Annotated in this window: 12 protein-coding genes; 2 read left to right on the forward strand and 10 right to left on the reverse strand. The window is 69.7% G+C overall.

Annotation, left to right across the window (positions count from 1 at the left end):
* Positions 1–4: 4 nt before the first annotated feature.
* Both AC07DC_RS31130 and AC07DC_RS31135 read right to left on the reverse strand, forming a co-directional pair.
* The gene (locus tag AC07DC_RS31130) at positions 5–1,393 is read right to left on the reverse strand and encodes a hypothetical protein (RefSeq protein ID WP_478917826.1); all 1,389 of its coding nucleotides are present in this window, start codon (positions 1,391–1,393) and stop codon (positions 5–7) included.
* A gap of 422 nt (positions 1,394–1,815) precedes the next feature.
* The gene (locus AC07DC_RS31135; RefSeq protein ID WP_478917827.1) at positions 1,816–2,535 is read right to left on the reverse strand and encodes an SDR family oxidoreductase; all 720 of its coding nucleotides are present in this window, start codon (positions 2,533–2,535) and stop codon (positions 1,816–1,818) included.
* Positions 2,536–2,583: 48 nt separating this feature from the next.
* Here AC07DC_RS31135 and AC07DC_RS31140 point away from each other — a divergent pair, with 48 nt between their 5' ends.
* Together AC07DC_RS31140 and AC07DC_RS31145 are read left to right on the forward strand one after the other, a co-directional pair.
* Positions 2,584–3,186: a TetR/AcrR family transcriptional regulator gene (locus AC07DC_RS31140; protein ID WP_478917828.1), complete on the forward strand. Its 603-nt coding sequence runs from the start codon at positions 2,584–2,586 to the stop codon at positions 3,184–3,186.
* A gap of 453 nt (positions 3,187–3,639) precedes the next feature.
* A complete protein-coding gene (locus tag AC07DC_RS31145; protein WP_478917829.1) occupies positions 3,640–4,260 on the forward strand; it encodes a hypothetical protein in 621 nt (206 codons plus the stop codon).
* 4 nt (positions 4,261–4,264) lie between these two features.
* On the opposite strand, the gene AC07DC_RS31150 is transcribed toward AC07DC_RS31145, so the two are convergent.
* From AC07DC_RS31150 to AC07DC_RS31185, 8 genes are all read right to left on the reverse strand, one after another.
* A complete protein-coding gene (locus tag AC07DC_RS31150) occupies positions 4,265–5,113 on the reverse strand; it encodes a hypothetical protein (protein ID WP_478917830.1) in 849 nt (282 codons plus the stop codon).
* A gap of 286 nt (positions 5,114–5,399) precedes the next feature.
* The gene (locus tag AC07DC_RS31155) at positions 5,400–5,531 is read right to left on the reverse strand and encodes a hypothetical protein (protein WP_478917831.1); all 132 of its coding nucleotides are present in this window, start codon (positions 5,529–5,531) and stop codon (positions 5,400–5,402) included.
* 395 nt (positions 5,532–5,926) lie between these two features.
* Entirely contained in the window at positions 5,927–6,148 is a 222-nt protein-coding gene (locus tag AC07DC_RS31160; protein ID WP_478917832.1) for a hypothetical protein, read from the reverse strand.
* Positions 6,149–6,663: 515 nt separating this feature from the next.
* A complete protein-coding gene (locus AC07DC_RS31165; RefSeq protein ID WP_478917833.1) occupies positions 6,664–8,418 on the reverse strand; it encodes a cellulase family glycosylhydrolase in 1,755 nt (584 codons plus the stop codon).
* A gap of 152 nt (positions 8,419–8,570) precedes the next feature.
* Positions 8,571–10,070 carry a glycoside hydrolase family 43 protein gene (locus tag AC07DC_RS31170; protein ID WP_478917834.1) on the reverse strand — a complete coding sequence of 500 codons (1,500 nt, stop codon included), beginning with the start codon at positions 10,068–10,070 and terminating at the stop codon, positions 8,571–8,573.
* Between the two features lie 97 nt (positions 10,071–10,167).
* Complete coding sequence (locus tag AC07DC_RS31175; RefSeq protein ID WP_478917835.1) at positions 10,168–12,198, reverse strand: beta-galactosidase; 2,031 nt, start codon at positions 12,196–12,198, stop codon at positions 10,168–10,170.
* A gap of 50 nt (positions 12,199–12,248) precedes the next feature.
* Complete coding sequence (gene yicI, locus AC07DC_RS31180) at positions 12,249–14,531, reverse strand: alpha-xylosidase (RefSeq protein WP_478917836.1); 2,283 nt, start codon at positions 14,529–14,531, stop codon at positions 12,249–12,251.
* Positions 14,532–14,595: 64 nt separating this feature from the next.
* Positions 14,596–15,585: an acetylxylan esterase gene (locus tag AC07DC_RS31185; protein ID WP_478917837.1), complete on the reverse strand. Its 990-nt coding sequence runs from the start codon at positions 15,583–15,585 to the stop codon at positions 14,596–14,598.
* Positions 15,586–15,662: the final 77 nt, after the last annotated feature.

The following is a 15,662-nucleotide window of genomic DNA, read 5'->3' on the forward strand; positions in this document are numbered from 1 at the left end:
TCGGTCAGTGGCCGTGGGGGTCGTGGAAGGGGTTGATGACCTCGCAGGTGACGTCCATCCAGCGCTTCAGCTCCTGGCACATGGCCTGGTCGCCTGCCTGCTCGAACGCCTTGACCAGGTCCCGGATCAGGTACATCCAATGGCGTGAGTTGGCCACGTGCCACGCCGTGACGTCCTCGGCGAGAGCCAGTGAGGACGCGTACAGCAGGTGCGCCTCCAGCCCGAGCGTGGCCACCAGCTGCGGATGCCGCTCCAGCGGTGCCACGATCCGGGCCAGTTCCTTGGCCGAAGCGGCCCACTGCGACTGCGGGCAGCGCTGGTTGGTGGTGAACCTGCTGCGTGCGTTGTCCGGGCCACCGAGCAGCAGGACCTCGTCCGGCACCTGCCCGACGCCGAGCAGCTTGCGCGCCTGGTGCAGTGCCGTGCCCATGGTCATCGGTCCGATCCCGATCCCGAGCCAGTTCTGCTCGGCGCGGCCGGCGACGTCGGCGTCCACGCCGCGCGCGAAGTGGCGATAGCGCTGCGACAGTTCCTGCTGGCCGAGCGCCTCGGTGAGCTTGCCGTAGTACGCCGCGGCCCGGACGATCGAGACGCGGTACATGGACGGCATCTCGCGCATGTCGCGGATCAGCTGCGGAAACTGTGACCGCTCGACCTCGGTCCAGGTATCGACCGCGATCCGCCCGGCCGACGCGGCTATTTCGGCGCGCCCCTGCCCGGCGTGCTCGCGCATGGCGATCGTGGCGGCGCTGCGCAGCACATCGATGTAGTAGTCGCGATCGCCCTCGAGCGTGTTGACCTTCAGGCCGTTCGAGGTGATCAGCCGCACCACGGTGTCCGCCGAGCTCAGGATCAGATCCGGGTCGCCGTACTGGCCCAGCACCAGGGCGTTGGTGTACAGCAGCCGGCTGAGCCCCAGCTCGAACTCGAACACATCGCCGTCCGGACCCGCCAGCACAGACGCCCGGACCACACCGTCCATCTCGAGGATCGAGTCCGTCACCCGGCCCAGCTCCTGGAACGTTCTGGCACGGCGCACCTGCACATCCGTAATCCGCTGCACCATGTCCCGCCTGCCGGCGTCGAGCACGTCGCCGTAGGCCTCCTCGGCCGCATCGAGCGCGGCCAGTGCGTCGTCGGGACGGTCCACCGCACGCAGACTCGAACCCAGCCCGTACTGCAGTGAGCCCAGCATCACCAGGTCGTCGGGGGTGGGCCCGGCCTGGGCATCGATGATCGCGTGGACAAGCTCGACGGCCCGTTCCTGCAGCGGCACGGCCTCGCCCGTGCGGCCCTGCTGAAACAAGGTGAGCGCCTGTTCCTCCAGCAGTGCCACCTGCGCCCTCAGTGCGTCGTTGGAATTCTGGTCCCGTGACGTGCGTCCCCATCGCATGGGCAGGATGCTTCCACACCGTCCGACAAGGGACCATTGCCCGAGCCCAGCAAAGTGCAGGGGTTAGTCAGGGGTCCAGCGCCGGCCGGTGGCCTGCCGCGTTCCAGGGTCCGGCACAGGGCTTCCATCAGGTCCATGAGGCTGGGGGCGCAGGCGCCTTCGGCGACGCCGTGGTGGCCTCGGGGCCGCTGATCGGGGTCTCCGGCCACGTTCCGGGGACGCCTCGGGCCGGGTAGGCGATGGCAGGCTTGTCCGTTCGCACGGCCAGGCCGTGCCATCGCTGGAGCCGGTTGGCGCCTCGGTCGCCGGCACCCGCAACCACCTCAGTCCCCGTCGACCCCGCCCCCGCCGACGACGGTTCGTCCGCGACCTGCACGAGATGAGGCGGGGCCGCGGACACCGCCAGCGGGGTGCGGCGCGGGTCAGCCGAGCGAGACCAGACGTGCTCCCCCGTCGCTTTCGATGACCGTTCCGGTGAGGTTCCCGTTGGTGGCGGCCAGGGCCACCACTTCGGCGACCTCCTGGGCGGAGGCGATGTGACGGACCGGCAGAACGGCCGCGACCTGGGCGAAGTACTCCCGCTTGGCGTCTTCCGGCAGGCCGTTCCACCAGGGCGTGTCGACGAGCCCCGGGGAGACGGCGTTCACCCGTATCGGAGCGAGCTCCGCGGCCAGCGGCTTGACCAGGGCCTCGACCGCGCCGTTGAGAGCGGCGACGCCGGCGGTGCCTGGCATGCCGGTGCGCGCGGTGATGGCGCTGAGCAGGGTGATGGAGCCGTCCTGCGCGAGGTGCGGTAGGACCGCCTGGATGGTGGTGATGTGCGGCCAGAACTTGGCCTCGAACGCCCGCCGCAGCGCCGTCAGGTCCAGCTCCGACACCGGCCCAATGCCTTCGCCCCCGCTGGCCGCCAGGACCAGCCAGTCGACCCGGCCGATCGCCTCGGCGAGTGCTGTCATCTGATCAGGGCTCCCGGCGTCGGCCTGGTGCCCGATCAGTCCGACGTCGGTGCCGGCGAGTTCGTCGAGGCGTTCCTTGGTGCGGCCGGTGACGTGCACCGTGGCTCCACGCGCCTGGAGCAGGCGGGCCGTTGCGAGCCCGATACCGGACGTTCCCCCGACGATGAGGGCAGTGCGCTGGGACATGGCGTCTCCTCAATTCGAACCGTCGCGTCTCGTATTACACTAAGCCCCATGGTCATGGACGAGCAACCTCCTTCAGAGTCACGCCCGGGGCGCAAGCGCAGCGAGCACAGCCGGATGGCCATCCTGGTCGCGGCGTTCGAACTGATCGGCGAGGTCGCCTATGCGAGGCTGACCATCGAAGGGATCGCCCAGCGCGCGGGATGCGGCAAACAGACGATCTACCGCTGGTGGCCCTCCAAAGCCGCCGTCCTCCTCGAAGCGCTCGCGGTGAAGGCCGACCTGTACGTCACGAACACCGACCACGGCTCCTACCCCGACGACCTGCGGGCCTTCCTGCAGGACACCTTCCGGCTCGGCGGCCGGCCGGCCGTCACCGACATCCTGCGCGCCCTGATGGCGGAGGCCCAGATCAATGAGGAGTTCGGCCGGCTTTTCCGCGACACCTTTCTGCAGCGTCGGCGCGACGCGCTCCAGGTCGTCCTCGACCGGGCCCTGACACGAGGCGACCTGCCGCCCCGCCCTGCCCCGTCCACCGTCCTGGACATCGTGTTCGGCGCCCTGTGGTACCGCCTCCTGGCCACCCGCCGCCCCCTGGACGACGACCTCGTCGAGGAGCTCACGGCCACCCTCACCCAGACCGCACACCCCTGACCGCCCGCCACACATCTGCTGGGCGGCGTGTGCGAAGTCGACGCCGAAGTCGGTGACGGTCAGGGCCTGCACCACGCGGGTCTCCAGGCATCCATGAGCGGTGGATCGGTCGTAGAACTTCGCCGTCGCCTCATCCCAGGGCAGGGTCCGAAGCTGCTCGTGCAGGCCCTTCTGGTTCTTCTTCACAGTGAACGCGTAGTGCGCCTTCCTGATCTGGACGAGGCCACCACCAGACCAGGCCACGACGGGTACGCCTGTACCTAGCCCATCCGCTCGCGCCCGTCGCGCCGGACCACCCGGTCGTGCGCGGCTTCGGCTGGGCACTTGCCGCGGCGTTGAAACGGGTGCCATTCGAGTGAAGGTGCGGTGTGGTCGAACGGTGGTGCGGGGGAGTCGGGCGGTGGGTGTGCGAGGTTGAGGGCCGATCTGACCGCGAGCGGAGGGGCCGACGCCATGACTTCAGCGGGGATCCGTTGCCTTGCCGCCGCCGTGCTGGTCGCCGCGTTGGCGGCAACGGCGGGCTGCAAGGAGGACTCGGGTTCGGACGGTGGCCAGGAGACCGGAAACGCCACGGGGACGCCGGAGGCGGCACAGACGCTCGCCTCAGTCTTCCCGGGCAGTGACGCCGAGGGTGGCTCCGGGCCGACGATCCACATGTCGCAGGCGAGGGTGAACCAGCCGGCCACGGGCAACGTGTCGATCAAGGTGCGGGGCGGCGATCAGCCCTCGCCGCTGCAGGACCTCGCCTACAGTGCCCACAGCAACGGGCAGGGGGAGATGAAGGGCACGGACTGCCTGGGCCCGCATCCGCCGAACCCGTGCGCGGCGACCATCGAGCACACACCGGAGCATCCGGGGTCGTACTCCGGAGAACTGGTCATCACGGACGCGGACGGCACCACCGCGACCTACCCCGTGGTCGGTTTCGCGGTCGGTGACACGGCCTCGACCACGCAGTCCCCCACTTCTGAGACCTCCACCCCTGAGAGCCCCACAACGACGGCGTCACCTACCCCCTCCGAACCCCCGACCACGCCGCCGCCTCCCACCGAGGACGACACACCGACGCCGTAGGCCCTTACATCACGCCGCGGATCTCCACCCACACGGTGCCGTCATCGGGCAGCGCGACGACGACGCGGTCGTTCCATCGGGATGTGTGGGAGACCAGGTAGAAGCGGTTCGGTGCCTTCGCGATGATGCGGAAGCCCTGGTACTCGTAGCGATAGGGGCCGAGTCCGGGGCCGCGGTCCCTGGGGGTGATGCCCGGCGCATAGTGGGCCAGGGGCACCCGCGAGTGGACCACCACCCACTGGGTGCCCTGGTAGCCCCCGTCGGTCTTCGACCTCGCGTCGCCGCGGCCGACCGCCGCCACGTACTGCGTCATGTCGTAGAACAGGCTCAGCGTGAGCAGGGCCAGGAGGAGTGTGCCGCCCGCCAGCCACATCCGGTCGCCGGGCGGGGGCCGGTTCCGGGCACCTGCGTTCGTGGTCAGGCGCAGGTGGACGGCGAAGACGGCCAGTGTCGCCCCCACGGCCACCGTCAGGGCCGGCACGAACTGCTGTGCCCGTTGCGTCGGGAGGACTTCCCAGACGAAGGCCCCGACACCCACCAGTACCACCCCCACCCCGAGGGCGAGCAGCCAGCTGATCGCCGTGCGGCGACGAGCAGCACGCCTCGGACCGTCCAGCCGCTGTGCCAGCCAGCCGAGCGCCAGAAACGAGATCAGGCCACCGATCAGGAACATGCACAGAGGCAGGAAGATCACGTCCGTGCTGTTGGCGACGGTGCCCTGGATCGAGAACCCGAGATCCTCGGGGAAGACGCCGAGAGTGGTGTAGTACGCCTTGATGTAGAGGCTGCCGAAGTAGTAGAGCAACGCGAAGACGATGGTCCCCGGGGCGGCGATGTACGCCGTCTTCCTCATGAGAGTCACCGCCGGCGAACGCGCGGGCTCCGGGCTGGGTGGCGGCTCCGGCGGGGTGGACATGCCCCCAGTGTCACCGCCGCCAGCCTCCTCTGCACCTGGTGGCATGCCGCTCGGCTGAGGCGCACGAACGGCGTACGAAACGTGTGCGGTAGGCATGCGGAGCTGAATGCTTTCCGCCCGGGCGGGGCTTGCCGCCGAACGATCCGGTGCCGTTCCCGGTAGTCGGGTTGATCCACTGCCCAGGAAGCCGTAGTCGATCTGGGCCTCCGAGCCCGGCTCGACATCATCCCGCCGCCGCCTGCTCGACCAGGGCGCGCAGCACGCGTTCCGCCTGGGCGCCGGACAGCCCGGACAACTCGATCCTGGTGTACTCGCCGTCATCGGCGGCGTCGACTTCGACCCGGGCGCGCGGCACGGTGGCGCCGCGCCCTGAGTTTCCTCGCGGTGCGCGGTCCGTGCCTTCCCATCCCAGGCGCCACGCGAACTGTGAGCGGTTGTGCGAACGGCTGCGTGATGCGGCGGACATGCCGGGTACCGCGGCGAACTGCCCGGCGACGGCCTTGCGGACGCCTCATGGGCGCGCAGGCGCCTCACCTTGCTGTGCCAGATGGCGTGCGCGGTCGTGAGGATCGGCAGCAGGCGGCGGGTGACGTCGGTTGCGATCTGCTGGGCGGTCTTCGTACCGGCCATCGTGATGCGCCCGGCCCGGATGTCCGTCGTGTAGGGCACGACGTCATCCGGGTTCTCCGGCAGGAGCCCGGTGGGGAAGAGCCGCCCGCAACTCCGCGCCGGTCGTGTCGGGGTTCGCTGTCAGGCGCACCTGACGGCCGTCGCGGTGGCGCAGGCAGTAGGCGCAATGACGGGCTGGATGTCCGGTCCGCCGGGCACGGTCAGGGACTTGGTGTTGACGCGCAAGACCTCGTACCAGCGCCCGCGGGAGCGGGCGCAATCACCCTTGGTGAAATCGGCCTTGCCCCAGACCTTGAATCCGTCGGCCTCGGCCTGGGCGATGACGGTGCGCCAGTACGTCAATTCCTCGGACGCCTTCGCCTCCTCACTGTGCAGCTCCGCACCCCCTCCGCCCGTCAGCGCCCGGGTGAAGCCGCCCTCGGACCTGCCATCCAGCCACTTGCGCCGGACCAGCGGTTACAGTCCGTCAGGCTTGAATGAACGCTGGCGTCAAAGGTCCCAGGTTCAATTCCTGTCATCCCGACAGTGTTTAAGCAGATCAGAGGTCGTCTCCACAGTGCGGGGGCGGCGGACGGCGTCGAGGCTGTTGCCCAGGTTCAGCGTGCTCGCGGGGACCCGCGCCAGCGGCCCTCCCACGGTCACCGCAGTCTGCGGCGGCGGTGCTGTGGGGCCCGCCGGTTCTTCATTGCTCATCCGTTCCGGAAGATCAGGCGGTGTCTCCTGGTGAAGTTGCCGCCGACCCAACCGGAGGTTGCCGTGTTTCACCATCCAATTATCTGTTTCGCTGCAACGTTTCGGGCGTGGAAATGGCCTGGTTGCCCGGTGGAGCCGGGCAACCAGGGCGAGGGGCCGTTCGGTCAGGATGTCGTGCCGGTTACCGAACCGCCGGACTTGGTCACGTGGTAGATGACGGTGGCGCCGCTGTAGTAGTGGAAGGTCAGTTTCACCGGTGCGTTGTCGTGCAGCGCGGCCAGGAAGGCGGAGGTGAGGATGATCGTGCGGCCCGGATAGTCGGGCGAGAACGCCTGGTTGAACTCCTGATACGGGGTCCAGGAGGTCTGGCCGGCGTTGCTGCCGTCGGCGTACGTGGCCTCCATGGTCGCCAGTGCGTCACCGCGGTACTGCGTGGGAATGGTGAACGCGTCGGCCGTTCCCGTGGAGTTGGAGAGCACCGGCGTGTCGTAGGTGACGATGTCGATGTTCCAGGGCAGTCCGCGGGAGAACCGCGCCTGGAGCGTCGAGTTGACCCCATAGTCGCGGTTGCCGGTCAGTCGGGTCAGCGCCCTGGCCGTGAGGGTGAGGCGGTTGCCGGAGAGCGTGTAGTCGCGTCCCGCGACGAGCTGGGTGCCGCCTTGCCACAGGCCCCGGAAGGCTGTGCCGTTCAGGTTCAGCGTGAGCGTCTGGGCCGCGATGGGGCTCGACTTCGGTACGTAGACCTTATCGAAGGATGCGGTTCCCGAACGGGTGGTCCAGCTCGACTTGATCCAGGCGAACAGGGCCGGGTCGCGCCACTGCATGGTGGCGCGGTTCAGGTAGGAGAAGGGATCCCACAGGGCGGTCGTGACTCCGGCGGTGCGCGCCGCGTTGGTGACCTCCTCGAAGTACTTCAGCGCCTCACCCCGCTCGACGCGCGGGGGATGGTTGTCGTCCGGCCAGCTCAGCAGCCCGTACTCACCGAGGTAGACGGGGATTCCCTTGGCGACGAACGAGTCGTGCATGCGGGCGAAGGAGTCGGCCAGGTCCTTCTGGGCGACGGCGTCGTAGAGAGTGCCGCCCGCGACGTTCACACTGAACGGGTACCAACCGTAGAAGTGCACGGTGGCCACCAGGTTGCTGTCGTGCAGCGCGCTTATCGTGGCGTTCAGGTCGTCCATGGGCTTCTGGTCGGGCGTGCAGTACTGCGTGGGCAGGACGAGCAGACGGTTGGTGTTCCCGCCGCCCGAGGCGCGGACGATTCGGTGGAAGGAAGTGTTGAGCTCGTTCAGGAACTGGGTCTTCTGTGCGTCAGTGGCGTTGTCGAACTGTGGCTCGTTGACGCTCTCGAAGAGCAGGGTGCGCGGCTCGTCGCGGAACGCCGAGGAGATCTGAGTCCAGGAGGCATTGAAGCGTGCGACCACGTTGTCGTGGTCGGTGGACATCTTGCTGATCCACTGCCACGAGTCGTGGTGGACGTTGAGCACGACGTACAGGCCGTCGGCGAGCGCCCAGTCCACCACCTGCTTCACCCGGGCCATGTACGCGGCGTCGATGGTGTATGGGGCGGTGGCCGACTGGTGGTCGGTCCAGGTCACCGGGATGCGTACGCTGCGGTAACCCTGCGGGCGGATGGTGTCGAACAGCGCTTTGGTGGTCGGCGGATTGCCCCAGGACGTCTCCTCGGGAAAGGCGTCCAGAGTGTTGCCCAGGTTCCAGCTGGGCTGCATCGCGGCGACGGCGTAAATGGGGTTGGCGGGAACTCTCACCTTGGACTGGACCTGGTGCGACGGGCTGTTGACTGTGGCCATCGCGGTGCTGCTGGACAGGCCCACGACGACGAGCAGCGTCATCAGCAGGGCAGCCAGGCGCCCGCGGCGACGGCCGCGGTGGTACTCCGGTTTCCGTATGTCCTTCACGCGTTCGTACCTTTCGCTCACTCGTGCGGATGCTGGTCGGAACGGTGCTCATGGTGCGGCGGGGCCGCCGTAGTGTGACGTGCGGTCCTGAACGATCCCGCCGAGGGAGGAGCCGCCTCGTCCCTCGGCGGGATCGCCCTCAAGCGACTGGTTCAGCGGCCGTTGGGCTCGTAGTCGAACCAGTCGAAGTGGGTGGTGCCGCTCGCCGCGTACATGCCGATGACGCGGCCGGTGAAGCCGCCCGCGACCTCGGTCGACAGGTAGCGGCCGTCGAGGGTGGCGAGCGTGGTGAAGGTGCCGTCGGGCCGTTCGAAGCCGAGAGAGACGGCGTCGGGTCCGGTGCGGGCGTCGTGCGGAGGCGGCGGGTCGGTGATCGTGATGCCCAGGACGACCGACCCCTCGGGCAGGGGCTCCGCGGCCACGACGTTGCGCAAGGTGCCGACACGCGCGATGACCCGCACCTCGGTGTCGGACGCCTCGATCGCATAGTGGTGCCGCTCGTCCAGCCGTACGGCCAGACCGCCGCATCCCTGCGAGGCGTCGATGAGGGTGCGCGCGCGGCACGCCAGGTGCTGCTGACGCCGGCCGGCGAAAATGACGTCGGCCTCATCCAGGGAGGCGCCCCGGGCGCGGAGCGTCAGCCAGCCCGGGCGTTCCTTGGTGGTGAAGTGATCGGCCGGGCGGTCGCGCAGCGAGATCCACAGCGGGCGCAGTTCGCTCAGCTCGAAGTCGTCCCGCTGCTCCTCCACGGGGCCTGGGAGCAGCGGCCACGGGAACTCCGGTAGATCCAGGGCGACTTCATCGACGACCGGCCAGCCGTCCACCCAGGTCACGGACGCCAGGAAGGTCTCCCGGCCGAGCACGTGCCAGCCGGGGGTGCCACCGCCCGGTCGTACCCCGAGCATGACCATCCACCAGGATCCGTCGGGGGCTTGTACCAGGTCCGCGTGCCCGGTGTTCTGCACGGGGTGGTCGGTGCCGCGATGGGTGAGGATCGGGTTGGTGGGGCACGGCTCGAACGGGCCGCTGGGCGCTTGGCTTCGGGCGATCGCCACGCCGTGGCCGCGCTCGGTGCCGCCCACGGCGATGAGCAGGTACCAGTACTCCCCGATGTGGTACAGGTGCGGCGCCTCCGGGGCCTTGGCGCCAGGCGCGCCCGACCACAGCTTCCTCGGCGGCCCGAACGTCTCCCCGGTCTCCAGGTCGATCCTGACCTGCGCGACCCCGGCGACGGTGCACCAGCAGGTGCCGTCCTCGTCCCAGGCCAGGTCGGGGTCGATCCCGGGTACGCCGGGGAGCCGGACGGGATCCGACCAGGGACCGGCGGGGTCGGTGGCGGAGACGACGATATTGCCTACGCCCTCGCGCACATTGGTGACGATCAGCCAGAAGCGTCCGTCGTGGTGACGCAGTGTGGGGGCGTAGGTCCCGGCGGATGACGGCATGTCGGCCGGCAGACTCAACTGGCTCGGCCGGTCGAGGGCGTTGCCGATCTGCGTCCAGTGAGCCAGGTCGCGGCTGTGGTAAACGGGGATGCCGGGGAAGTACTCGAAGCTGGAGCAGACCAGGTAGTAGTCGTCACCGACGCGGCAGATGCTCGGGTCGGGGTGGAAGCCGGGGATCACGGGATTGGTGGGGCGGGTGTCTGACACGCCACGAGGTCCTTTCGGGTAGCGGAGATGCGCAGCGGAAGGGCGCGCCGGTCAGGCCTGGCGGCGCGCGGTTCGGCCGGTCGGGGCACTTGCGGAGTCACGAGCTGCGCAGCACTGCGCAACCGCCGGGGAGCAGTTCGTGGGCGATGGTGTCGGTGAGCAGATCGTGGGCCGGGTTCGGCAGGCGTACGGCATCCGTGCTGTGGTTGATCAGGATCTGCCAGCTGCGGCCGTCGGGCGCGTGCCGGGTGACGGCTTCCACGCCGGCCGGCAGACCGGGAAGGTCGGGCGTGACTCCGGCCTCGTCGAGCAACTGGCGCACCAAAGCGCTGTAGTCGGCGTCCTCCAGGCGTGTGGAGAGATACCACCCCTGCCCGCTGCCGAGGCGGTGGCGGGTCAGCGCCGGACTGGCGTCGAGCAGGCCGTCGGTGTATGCGGCGAGCGTCTCGGCACCCTCGGTGTGCAGTAGTTCGCTCCAGGCGGTGGCCTGCGAGCCATCGGACAGCTGGATCAGCCCGCCGTGTCCCAGCGGGCGGTACTCCTCGACCCGGATGCCCAGCGCCTCGCGCAGCGGCTGTGCGGGGTAGCCGCCGAGGCGGCCCTGCATCCGGTCGTCCACGTAGGCGCAGGCGTACTGGACCAGCAGGGTGCCGCCGCCCTCGACGTAGCGGCGCAGGTTGGCGGCTGCGGCGTCGGAGAGCAGGAACAGCGCCGGGGCCACGACCAGCCGGTATCGGTCCAGCTCCTGCATGGGATGCGCGAAGTCGACGGTGACACCGGCGTCCCACAGCGCCCGGTGGGCCCGGCGCAGTGTGCCGTGGTAGTCGAGTTCGGCGGAGGGCAGCCCGTCGGCGTCCATGGCCCACCATGCGTCGGAGTCGTGCAGCACGGCGACATCGGCGTGGACGGTGGAGCCGGCGAGTTCGCCGAGCCGGGCGACGGCCTCGCCGGTCCCGGTGACCTCGCGGAAGATCCGGCTGTCGGGGCCGGCGTGCGGCACCATCGCCGAGTGCCACTGCTCGGCGCCCGCACTGGACTGGCGCCACTGGAAGAACAGCGCACCCTCGGAGCCCCTGGCGATATGGCCCAGGCTGTGGCGCAGGATCTCACCGGGCTCCTTGCCCAGGATCCGGTCGCCGGCGTAGACGGTGTTGGTGCCCTGCTCCATCAGAAGCCAGGGGGCGCCCCCTGCGAAGGAGCGGGCCCTGTCTGCGCCGAAGGCGGTGTCGGCGGCGGCGTCCAGGCCCGGCGCGACGGGGTAGTGGTCGATGCTGACGATGTCGACCTCGCGGCCGAAGGCCCACAGGTCGATGGTCTGGTAGCCGGGCAGCATCAGGTTGGTGGTCACCGGGCGGTCGCTTGCGGCGCGGATCGCGTCGCGCTGCTCACGGAAAGCTGCCAAGGTCTCGTCGGACCAGAAGCGGCGGAAGTCGAGCGCCTGCCCGGGGTTCTTGTGCCACTGCGTGGCTCGGGGCGGCAGGATCTCCTGCCAGGCGCCGTAGCGCTGGCTCCAGAAGGCCGTCCCCCAGGACTCGTTGAGGGCTTCCAGGGACCCGTACCGGGCCTGGAGCCAGAGCCGGAACGCCTCGGCGGTGTGGTCGCACCAGCACACTGACGCGTATTCGTTGTGGACGTGCCACAGCGCCAGCGCGGGGTGGTCGCCGTAGCGCTCGGCCAGTGCACCGGCTATGCGCCGGGCAGCAGCGCGGTAGGCGGGCGCGGCCAGGCAGTAGGTGTCGCGACTGCCGTGGGTGAACCGGGTCCCGTCCACCTGGACCGGCAGGGCGTCGGGGTGCGCGAGCGAGAACCACGGCGGTGGGGAGGCGGTCGGGGTGGCCAGGTCCACAGCGACGCCGTTGGCGTGCAGGCGGTCGATGTGGGCGTCCAGCCAGGCGAAGTCGTAGCGGCCCTCCTCCGGTTGGAGAAGGGCCCAGGAGAAGACCCCGACGGTGGCCAGGTTGACCCTGGCCGTGCGCATCAGCTCGTCGTCCTGCTTCCAGACCTCCTCGGTCCACTGCTCGGGGTTGTAGTCACCGCCGAAGGCGAGACCGCCGAGACGGTCCGTCAGCGCATCGGCGGCCGACGGGCGGGCGCTTTGTGAGCGGGAAGCCTGCGAGCGGGTGGTCATGGTCCGGTCCTCCGGTCAGGGCGTCAGTGGTCGGTTCAGGACGGGTTCGGTCAGGCCGGGTAGGGCAGGTCGATCCGGCTGGTGTCGGCCGGATTGACGTGGAGGGTGCCTTCCGGTCCGCCGACACGCAGGCTCCAGGGCAGGCAGCTGTCGGTGGTGACCTGGAGCCGGTCGCCCTCGCGGCGGAGCCGGAAGCGGGCGGACTCGCCCAGGCCGGCCGGGTCCGGGATCACCACGGTGCGTTCCGCGCCGTCGGCGAAAGCGTGGACGTGCAGTTCCACCGCGTCGGCCCAGACCGAGACGGGGCGCTGGTCGTCGGCGGCGAAGGGGATCACCGCGTCGGGGCGGGCGAGCAGCGGCAGGGTGTGGAAGTCGTGCAGTTCCCGCACCCAGCGCGGTCCGGTGACCTGGTCACCGGTCAGGATGTTGGTCCAGGTGCCGGCGGGGACGTAGTAGTCGACAGTGCCTTCCTCGGTGAAGACCGGGGCGACCAGCAGGTCGTCGCCGAGCAGGTACTGCCGGTCCAGGGTGGCCGCTGCGGGGTCGTCGGGGAATTCCAGCACCATGGCGCGCATCACCGGGATACCGGTGAGGTGCGCCTGCTGGGCGGCCCGCTGGAGGTAGGGGGCGAGACGGTGCTTGAGCAGGGTGAACTCGCGGGTGACCGCGACGGCCTCCTCGCCGTAGTCCCAGGGGACGCGGTAGGACTTGCTGCCGTGCAGCCGGCTGTGCGAGGAGAGCAGGCCGAACTGCACCCAGCGCTTGAACACGGTCGGGGTGGGGGTGCCCTCGAAGCCGCCGATGTCGTGGCTCCAGAAGCCGAAACCGGACAGGCCCAGGGAGAGGCCGCCGCGCAGCGACTCGGCCATGGCGTTGGCGTGCGATTCGCAGTCACCGCCCCAGTGCACCGGGTACTGCTGGCCGCCGGCCGTGGCGGAACGGGCGAACAGCATGGCCTCGCCCTCGCCGCGCTCCTCGCGCAGCAGGTCGAAGACGGCCTGGTTGTAGAGGTGGGTGTAGTAGTTGTGCATCCGTTCCGGGTCGGAACCGTCGTGCCAGACCACGTCGGTGGGGATGCGCTCGCCGAAGTCGGTCTTGAAGCAGTCCACTCCCTGGTCGAGCAGGACGCGCAGGTGGCCGATGAACCAGTCACGCGCGGCGGGCTTGGTGAAGTCCACCAGCGCCATGCCGGGCTGCCACAGGTCCCACTGCCAGATGCTGCCGTCGGCGCGGCGCACCAGGTGGCCCTCGCGCAGGCCCTCGTCGAACAGGTGCGACTTCTGGGCGATGTAGGGGTTGATCCAGGCGCAGACCCGCAGGCCCCGTTCCCTGAGCCGGGACAGCATGCCGACCGGGTCGGGGAAGGTATGGGCGTCCCAGGCGAAGTCGGACCACTGGTACTCGCGCATCCAGAAGCAGTCGAAGTGGAAGACGCTGAGCGGGATCCCGCGTTCGGCCATGCCGTCGACGAAGCGGTTGACGGTGGCCTCGTCGTAGTCGGTGGTGAAGGAGGTCGTCAGCCACAGGCCCAGCGCCCAGGCCGGGGGCAGCGCCGGGCGTCCGGTCAGTGCGGTGTAGCGGGTGAGGATCTCCTTGGGCGTGGGCCCGTAGACGATGAAGTACTCCAACGATTGGTCCTCGACGCTGAACTGCACCTGGCCGACGGCCTCGGAGCCGACCTCATAGCTGACCTTGCCGGGGTGGTTGACGAAGACGCCGTAGCCCTGGTTGGTCAGGTGGAACGGAATGTTCTTGTAGGCCAGTTCGCTACTGGTCCCGCCGTCGGCCTGCCAGATGTCCACGGTCTGGCCGTTGCGGATGAACGGGGTGAACCGTTCACCGAGCCCGTACACCATCTCCCCCACTGCCAGGGCGTGTTGGCCGACCATGTGGTGGCGCCCCTCGGCGTCCGTGACAAAGCCGGTGCCGCGCTCCCCGACGGTGGTCAGCACCCGCCCCTCTGCGGCGAACTCCAGCCGCCAGGGCCGCGAGGTGTCCACCCGCAGGGTCAGTTCGCCCGAGCTGAGTTCCAGCACCTCGCCGTCGCGGTGCACCTTGCCGACTGCCCCGCTCGCGCCGGGCAGGATGAAGTCCGGTCCGCGGCGCAGCGATCCCGCATGGTGGGTGGTCCGCACGCCGATGACGCCCTCGGCCGGGGACCAGCACTCGACTGTCAGCAACGGGCTGTTCAGGGTGTCGCCGCGGCCGCGGACGTTCTTCACCGGCGCATAGAGCGTCAGCCGGTGCTCCTCGGCGCGATGGTCCGCAACCTCGGCGGCATGGCGCGCGGTGCAGCCGGGGCGCATCAGCCAGTGGCCGTCGGTGAACTTCACGGCAGGTTCCTCACGTTCGCGGTCGGTGCGGTGATCGGGGAGAGCGGAGGGGAGGACTTCGGGGTCAGGGCTTCGGGGTCAGCCCGAGCCCGTCCAGCCACCCCCATTGCGCGGGCGGGTTGGATCCGTAGCCGCCGCCGTGGTCGCCGAAGGGCCAGACGGTGATGCCGCGGTCCTCGCCGGCGTAGTGGTTGAAGGCGGCATAGACCGTGGACGGCGGGCAGACCGGGTCCATCAGGCCGACGCTGAACAGGGCCGGTGCGGTGGCTCGCTGGGCGAAGTGGACGCCGTCGAAGTAGTCGAGGGTGGCGAAGGCCGATTCGACCCGGTGCCGGCTGTGCCAGCGCAGGTACTTGGCGACCTCCACATAGGGGCCCTCACCGCTGATCTGGACGGCACTGCGGAAGTGGCACAGGAACGGCACATCGGGCATGGCCGCCGCGACGCTGTCCCCGCAGAGCCCGGCCGCGGCCAGGGCCAGCCCGCCGCCCTGGCTGCCGCCGGCCAGCACGATCCTGGCGGGGTCGAGGCCGGGGAGCTCCACCACCGCGTCCACCGCCAGGACACAGTCGGTGATCAGGCGGCGGTAGTAGTAGGTCTCAGGCGCTTCGATGCCGCGGGTCATCAGACCCTCAACCCAGTGGGTGCCTTCACTCGCGCCCGCGCCTCGGTCCGGGGTGTCGTGGCCCTGGCCACGGCTGTCGACGATCAGCTGGGCATAGCCGACCGACGACCAGAAGAGGTGCTCAGTGGGCAGTCCCCGGCCACTGCTGTAGCCGAGGTAGGTGACCACGACCGGCAGCGGGCCCTCCGCCCCGCGCGGGCGCAGCAGCCACCCGGCCACCGGTTCACCGTTCCAGCCGGGGAAACGGACGTCGTCCACGTCGACGGTCCGCAGCCGGAACTGCTCGGTCACCCGCTGCACCCGCACTTCTCCGGCCCGTGCCCGGGAGTCGGCGAGGGTGTGTTCCCAGAACGAGTCGAAGTCGCCGGGCGCCACCGACTGCGGCCGGTAGTCGACGAGTTCATCAAGTCCGAAGTCTGTCGGCGGCATGGGTCTGCTCCAGGACGGGGTTTGTGGTGGGACGGGTCCGCGTGGCCGTCGAGCCCGACGGGTCAGGTTGCCTGGTC

Source organism: Streptomyces sp. NPDC045021 (assembly GCF_056432645.1).

Coding starts and splice junctions, on each gene's coding strand:
- AC07DC_RS31130 (WP_478917826.1), bottom strand. CDS start 1,393: ATGCGATGGGGACGCACGTCACGGGACCAGAATTCCAACGACGCACTG.
- AC07DC_RS31135 (WP_478917827.1), bottom strand. CDS start 2,535: ATGTCCCAGCGCACTGCCCTCATCGTCGGGGGAACGTCCGGTATCGGG.
- AC07DC_RS31140 (WP_478917828.1), top strand. CDS start 2,584: ATGGTCATGGACGAGCAACCTCCTTCAGAGTCACGCCCGGGGCGCAAG.
- AC07DC_RS31145 (WP_478917829.1), top strand. CDS start 3,640: ATGACTTCAGCGGGGATCCGTTGCCTTGCCGCCGCCGTGCTGGTCGCC.
- AC07DC_RS31150 (WP_478917830.1), bottom strand. CDS start 5,113: ATGAGGAAGACGGCGTACATCGCCGCCCCGGGGACCATCGTCTTCGCG.
- AC07DC_RS31175 (WP_478917835.1), bottom strand. CDS start 12,198: ATGACCACCCGCTCGCAGGCTTCCCGCTCACAAAGCGCCCGCCCGTCG.
- AC07DC_RS31185 (WP_478917837.1), bottom strand. CDS start 15,585: ATGCCGCCGACAGACTTCGGACTTGATGAACTCGTCGACTACCGGCCG.